Source organism: Marinobacter xestospongiae (assembly GCF_023156385.1).
GTDB classification, from domain to species: domain Bacteria; phylum Pseudomonadota; class Gammaproteobacteria; order Pseudomonadales; family Oleiphilaceae; genus Marinobacter; species Marinobacter xestospongiae.
On sequence record NZ_JAKZAK010000034.1, the window covers coordinates 43,042 to 49,330 of the forward strand.

Annotated in this window: 6 protein-coding genes; all 6 read right to left on the reverse strand. The window is 56.3% G+C overall.

Annotated elements, in window-relative coordinates:
• Positions 1-19: 19 nt before the first annotated feature.
• Complete coding sequence (locus tag MLD24_RS19920) at positions 20-820, reverse strand: SapC family protein (RefSeq protein WP_248168842.1); 801 nt, start codon at positions 818-820, stop codon at positions 20-22.
• A gap of 96 nt (positions 821-916) precedes the next feature.
• Positions 917-1,609, reverse strand: a complete 693-nt coding sequence (locus tag MLD24_RS19925; protein ID WP_248168844.1) for an Lcl C-terminal domain-containing protein — start codon at positions 1,607-1,609, stop codon at positions 917-919.
• A gap of 118 nt (positions 1,610-1,727) precedes the next feature.
• Positions 1,728-2,522, reverse strand: coding sequence for a SapC family protein (locus MLD24_RS19930; RefSeq protein WP_248168846.1), 795 nt, complete (start codon positions 2,520-2,522; stop codon positions 1,728-1,730).
• A gap of 142 nt (positions 2,523-2,664) precedes the next feature.
• On the reverse strand, positions 2,665-3,918 hold the full coding sequence (locus tag MLD24_RS19935) for an Ig-like domain-containing protein (RefSeq protein ID WP_248168848.1): 1,254 nt from the start codon (positions 3,916-3,918) through the stop codon (positions 2,665-2,667).
• A gap of 437 nt (positions 3,919-4,355) precedes the next feature.
• Positions 4,356-5,888: a DUF4214 domain-containing protein gene (locus MLD24_RS19940; RefSeq protein WP_248168850.1), complete on the reverse strand. Its 1,533-nt coding sequence runs from the start codon at positions 5,886-5,888 to the stop codon at positions 4,356-4,358.
• 128 nt (positions 5,889-6,016) lie between these two features.
• Positions 6,017-6,289 (reverse strand): hypothetical protein (locus MLD24_RS19945; protein WP_248168852.1); only part of this gene is annotated, 273 nt, incomplete at its 5' end.

The window sequence follows — 6,289 nt, forward strand, 5'->3', positions numbered from 1 at the left end:
TGACAAGGCGACGTCCGGATTAGAACGTCAGATCATCATCGTCATCGTCGGCAAACAGGCTCTCAACATCCACATCGTCAACGGCAGCTTTCCTGCGATTGGCTTCACTACGGAGTTCGTACAACCGAACAAGCCCCTGCAGTCGATGTTCCGACAGCAGCTGCGAAAACGCGAGTGAAAGCGCCCCACTCTTCAGGAGCTTGGCGGCCGACTCCGGCTCGAGGGCTTTCAGGGCCGCTTCATCAATGTGGTAAATACCCTGGACGTCAAAACCGGTTTCCCCTTTGGCGTTACGGGCTGAAATCTCCCAGGGCACGATCAGGCCCTGCTCGGCCAGCAGGCTTACGGCGGCGTGAGTCACTTCCCGTCCCTGCTCCAGCTGCTCCAGAAAGCTGATCAGATTACGGGTGTGTTCGGTAGGCTCACCGTCGGGACCGAACAAAGAACGGGAATCCGGGCCAGCTTCCTTCTCAAAGGCCTCAGCCTCTTCATCGACACAGAGCACACGCCGGGAGCCACTTTCGTCCGGAATCAAGCGAAACGGATGAGAACGATACCAGGCCGGCCGATAACCACCAATCCAACGACCGTCCGTGTGCAGATAGACATTCGTGCCAGGCTGTAGGGCCTGTAGTGCCACCAGCTCAAACCCCTCGCCAGAAGGCGTTTTCACAAAGGCCAGCGGCATGGTGGGTAACACCCGTGGCACTTCCTCCGCAACAACAGGCACTACAGCCTGCTCCAACGCATGGGCAAGGTTGGTAGGGCGCACTCCGGCGCTGCGGTGGGCCGATTTGCTCAATGCAACGTAATGGGGCATGACTACCTCAATCCTTCAGTAAATAGGCGCCGATCATAGCATATTCACCCGAGCACCCCCTGACAGCGCAGGTCAATGGTAACCCGGGAAGAAGTCTTACGAACCGTTCTGTTTTCTGGGGCGAGAACCGTTTGCGGCACGAGGCTCATCGCCATCCGCTGGATCACGAACCACAATCAGACGATACGGAGACGCCTCACTATTGAAATCACTCGCCACACCGCTGACGAAATTCAGGCCCAGTTTGAGCGTGTCCGAGTTGGGGCTGTCGTCACTGGTCCATACCGTGACCTGGCCGATGTCCGGAAATGCCTGAGGATCGATGGTTGGACTAAGCGTAGGTGCACCGCAGCCTTCAAAGATATCCAGCTCACCAATCTGATCCGGACCGTTGTGCAGATTGTTGCAATAGACCAGAGACTTCAGTTCGTCCATAGAAGCCAAGCGAAACCCGTCTTCATCCACCAGCCCGGTTGCAACGTCCCAGGTTACTGTCGTGGCACTGCCCTCACAGCGCCCCAGGTCGGTACTCCAAGTCTGGCCGTAATGGCAGCGTTTCCACGCCAGGTTGGTTTTGGTATCCAACACAATGGCACCGTCTTCTCCCAAGACCTGGTAGCGCTCACTGACTACCTCTCCGGTGGCGTCAGGCAGCGGGGGAAACTCCTTGAAATCATTGTCGTCACTGGACGAACTGCCGCCGCCACAGCCAGTCAATAGGAACGAACCAGCTAGTGCACCCAGTAACCATGGGCGCCCGGCCAGTGCAATCTCGCGAACATCAAACATCGAACCGTTTCCTTTTTCACTATGATTTTGAGAGCCTGACAGGTCGCTGCCGACGGTGGCTGGGACGGCCTCTGACAGGCCAACCTAGAAGGATACCGGCGGATAGAATGGGCGTCTCTTACAGCTTGTCCATCGTCGATGATCCGAACGACAGGACGTCATCCTCGCCATCACTGAACAACTGATCCAGATCGGGCTCTGAAGAAGCTGCACACAACATGTCGGAGCGGCATTGGAGCCGCCGATTCAGCGCCGGCAACGCAGCCATCGACAGCCGCTGAGCCACAGCCAGAGTCATTGGAGCGCCTCGCAAGGCACTGTAGGCAGATTCGTCCAACGCACTTAACTTGCGTTCATTGACCTGAAACAAGCCGTTGAGGCGGACGGTTTCGTCGTTTATTGTAATTTCTGGAGCCCAGGGACTGATAACGCCAGCCGCCTGCAGGCAGGCTGAGGCCGATACGGCAATCCCCTTCTGGCGGTCACATTCCCGCAGCAAATCCAGCGTTCGGCGAACGACCTCCGTCATCGTGCCATCAGATTCGAACAACGGCTCCCCCTCTGGCGCCAGGCAAAGCTGATCCCGCAGGATACCAAGCACGGGCTCGGCGCCCTCGCCCCGAAAACCAAGCCCGAACGGGAACCCTCTCAACAACGCTGGCGTGTAAGGGGCCTGCCATTGATCGTAGCGGTCAAGGTAGGCATTGCCCACCGGTCCACCGCCCAGCAGCGCAACGGGAAGAAAAGAATCACCTTCCTCAATAAACGCCATCACATAATGCCCGACCAGAAACTCCAGCTCAGACATCACCACACCAGAAACCGCCATGGACCGGCTGAAGCCGTAGTGTTGCCGGCGCCGGAAATGCGTTGTTACGTGGGTATCTCTGGAAACCACAACCCAATCCGTCATTGGTTTTCAGCTCTCATTCAACACTAAATAGAGTCCAATATCTTAGATAAAGAAAACCCCCGCAGAGCGGGGGTTCTTTTGTTCTAGCTGGATAGACGGCAAACACCTGTCGCTGGTGGACCGTCAGGGCCTACAAAAGATCTCAAGCCAGGGTGTAGCTGAAATCCTCAGTATTACCAGCCACATCAGGCACACCAGTCAACGTAATGTCCTGCCCTGCTGCTGCAGCACCATCCAGAACAAAGGTGACACTCAGGCCGTCACCAGCAAGTGTACCGCCATCGTGTGTGGCTGAACCGCCGACCGCACCGAAGCTCGTGACCTCTTCATCAAATGTGAAGACAACGGTATCCCCAACAGATACATCAGTGGAGCCGTCAACGTCATTCTGAGCGACAGCACCATTAAGCGCAGGAGCGGTTGCGTCATAGGTGATTGCACCGCCACTCTGCCCTACAGTCGAAAGGTTTCCAGCTTCGTCAGTCTGGCGAACCTGGATGTCACCGGCATTGTAGGTGGTTTCAGTGGCCAGGTTGAACGACGAACCGGCGCCCGCCGTCCAGTTGTTGCCGCCGTCCACGCTGTATTCCCAAGTTGCACCTGCTTCGAGGTTAGTGACGTCCATCTGAGGGTTGCTGGTGACACCATCCGCTGCGGCGGTATCGGTGTTCAATGCAACCGCCGGGGCCGCAGGATCGGTCAGATCGATGGTGATGGTGGTGCTTTCAGTTCCGATCTCGTTGCCGGAAGCGTCTTTTTGCAGCAGCTCAAAGGGGATATCCACACCTTCATCAGCGTTGGTAATAAAGCCGGGGGCAATCGCTGTGGTCCAGTTGCCATTCTCATCAACGGTCACCACACCAAACGGCTGACCGTTTTTGGTGATCTCGATCGTTGCACCAGGCTCACCCGTGCCGGACACGGCAAAGCCAGCGGTAGCTTCATCTTCATTAATGAAATCGTCACCGGTGACGGCTTGCACGGTCGGTGCAGCAGGTTCCGCTGGATCCGGCTGCCCCGCATCCGGGTTGTACAGATCTGAAGGCTCTTCGGCGGAATCCGCTACGGAACCACGAGTAATAGCGCTAACGGCGGCAGCGGCGGCAGACGGACTGTAGCTGTCGTCACCGTCCAGGCCATCCAGATACTGGGTAGCAGCCAGGAGACGGCCATTGATCACCAGAGCATCATTGGAGTTGCCGGTTTCAGCACGGGCACCGGCCAGCAGGCTCGGGATAAGGTTGCCCAGGTCAACACGACCGGCGTTCATTTCATTCAGCCAGTAGTTCAGGCCGGTGTTGTCCGGCAGGCGACCAAACAGGTTCTGGTAGGCATTGACCAGAATCGCAGTATTGTTCACGTCAGCGATGCGACCAACACCACCGAGCTCGTACATAATCTCTTCAGCGATAGTGGGCAGCTCGGTGCCGCCCTCAAGGTCTGCCAGCCAGTTTGTCAGCTCTTCCGGGGACGGGGCCCGGCCAAGGGTTGCGGCTACCAGTTCAATCAGCTGCGCTCTCATAATCTCTCCTAGACATTCAATAAACCGGGACTAAGCCACCCCCGGCGAACAGGTTGGTGATGACACCAAAATTAATCAATGTACGGTCTCAATACAACCGGGACAACAGCGATAATTGTGATATCTCTGTAAACATTCATGGTTTTGGCGTTCAATGACCCTGGTACACAGGCGACAGGAGCTTGTGTCACCAATTCAGGGCCTTATCGGCAACATTGTACACACTACAGGAAAATGTGTCCCCAAGTTACGACTCAGGTCATCCCAAAGCCTAAGCGGAAGATTGGGAGTTGTCGAACGACCATCTGCGGTTACCCTAGCCCGGCACTGGCTTCCGCTAACCATTCCGTTGAGCCGACCAACGAGGCCTCCATATCCAGTTCGTTGGTTGACAACGAGGTGCCCAAATCCAGGGCACCAACCAGCCGGGCACCGGCGTCGAATGCTCCAGCCTCACTGTCGTCCACACGGGTCGATGTCACGTGGAAGATCTTGTACGCGCCAGCGTTGTCACCGTCCTCAACCATGAAAATATGGCTGTTGATGTTGCCTTCTATGCCACCGAGATTATCATCCATCGCAACCTTGCCGTTGGCCGCATCGTAGTCACCAAACGCTGAGGTATTGGCGTCATCTCCGTACGCCTCAGTACCGTTCAGCAGTGCAATCAGGTCCTCTGCCACGAGGTTTTCCCAGGATTGGTCGGGACGCTCGCCTGATCCCTGAAAGGTGATGATCGACACGGTGTTGCCGTTCAACCCCGAACCCGAATCCTCAAACTCAATGGGGGCACGACGAATCGGGCGACAGACGGTGTCAAATTCCACCTCCGTCTGAAGAAAATCGTTGAAGTCCAGAGCATCAACACCAGCGATAAGGTTCCCTGCCTCACCGTCCTGGTCCTGCGTGAAGTTACGAACGCTCACCGGATCGCCACTGTAGCCGTCAAACACCAAGGCGCTGGTCTCTCCTGTACCGACGTCAAGTGTCAGCTCTTCACCAACGTGGTCACTCATCAGGTAGACATAATCTACCTCCCACAAGGGGTCCGGTCTTTCGATCCCATTGCAGGAATGGAACCTCTCTCCGGTCGGTGTAAGGCCACCTGAACCATCGACCAGCCCCGCCTCACTGTCGGCATTCAACCATGCAACGTACTGGAAATCGGCAGCCAACAGGCCTCGGCTGACAGGGTTTAGCGCTCCACCCTCTAACAGAGATGTCCAGTATGCCAACCCCTCAGAATCCGGCTCACGACTCAGAAGGTTCTGATAAAGCATGGTTACAAACTCGGAGTTGCTGAGCTCTGAGTGTTCCGCAGCCAGATCTTTGCACAAATCATCAAAGTTGCTGTAACCCTCGAACACCGCTTCCAGCTCAGCCTGACTGGGAGGCTCTCCTGTGAGTGCAACATAGGCCTGAATCACCTGCCTTTCATCACCACTGAAGACGTCATCGCCATAGTCAGGCACGGAGGTGCTGAACTGACCATTCACTGGAGTCAACGCCAGCGAGTCATCCAGCAGACCACCCGTCCCGCTGGCGTCGACCGCAGCCGAGTTCTGGAACTCGACGGCCAGGCGCGCCTTACCAATACCATCACCACTCAGCAGGCCGACCCAGTACCCCAACTCCTCCGCGCCAGGAGTCCGATTCAGCAGGTGCTCATACAAACTGGTAACGAATGCGGCGTCGCCCTGGGCTGGCCTGGCACTCGCCAGCTCCGTGGTCAACGCCTGCAGACTGGTAAAGTCGAAAGCAGCCTCAAGCTGTTCCTGGGTAGGTGGTTCGCCGGTAACTGCAATGTAAGTACGGATGACTCCGCGCTCATCGGGGTTAAACATGAGAGGTTCCCTCCTGCTGGCTGATTTAACCAGCCTCAATCAATCCATGGGTTCGGTCCGGAACTCGGCCATCGGTCTGTCTGCAACTGGCCGTTGCAGACAGAGTTGCTCGCATCAATAACGAAGCATCAGGTTTGAGTGTCTGCCCCCACCAATGAATTCTCCATATCAAACTCGTTTGTTGATAACGATGCACCGAGATCCAGAACTCCAATAAGCTTGGCGCCGGCGTCGAAGTTTCCGGCTTCGCTGTCATCTACCCGGGTCGACGTCACGTGGAAAATCTTGTACTCGCCGGCATTGGCATCGTTTTCAACCATGAATGCTGAAGTCAAACAATAAGTGCAGCACCACTCGTTGGTAGTGCCCCGGAATATTCTCCCCAGAACACCTCCGCCGGT

What these genes read in the sequence shown, in the direction of transcription:
- MLD24_RS19920 (WP_248168842.1), bottom strand. Translation starts at nt 820, where the DNA reads ATGCCCCATTACGTTGCATTGAGCAAATCGGCCCACCGCAGCGCCGGA.
- MLD24_RS19925 (WP_248168844.1), bottom strand. Translation starts at nt 1,609, where the DNA reads ATGTTTGATGTTCGCGAGATTGCACTGGCCGGGCGCCCATGGTTACTG.
- MLD24_RS19930 (WP_248168846.1), bottom strand. Translation starts at nt 2,522, where the DNA reads ATGACGGATTGGGTTGTGGTTTCCAGAGATACCCACGTAACAACGCAT.
- MLD24_RS19935 (WP_248168848.1), bottom strand. Translation starts at nt 3,918, where the DNA reads ATGTACGAGCTCGGTGGTGTTGGTCGCATCGCTGACGTGAACAATACT.
- MLD24_RS19940 (WP_248168850.1), bottom strand. Translation starts at nt 5,888, where the DNA reads ATGTTTAACCCCGATGAGCGCGGAGTCATCCGTACTTACATTGCAGTT.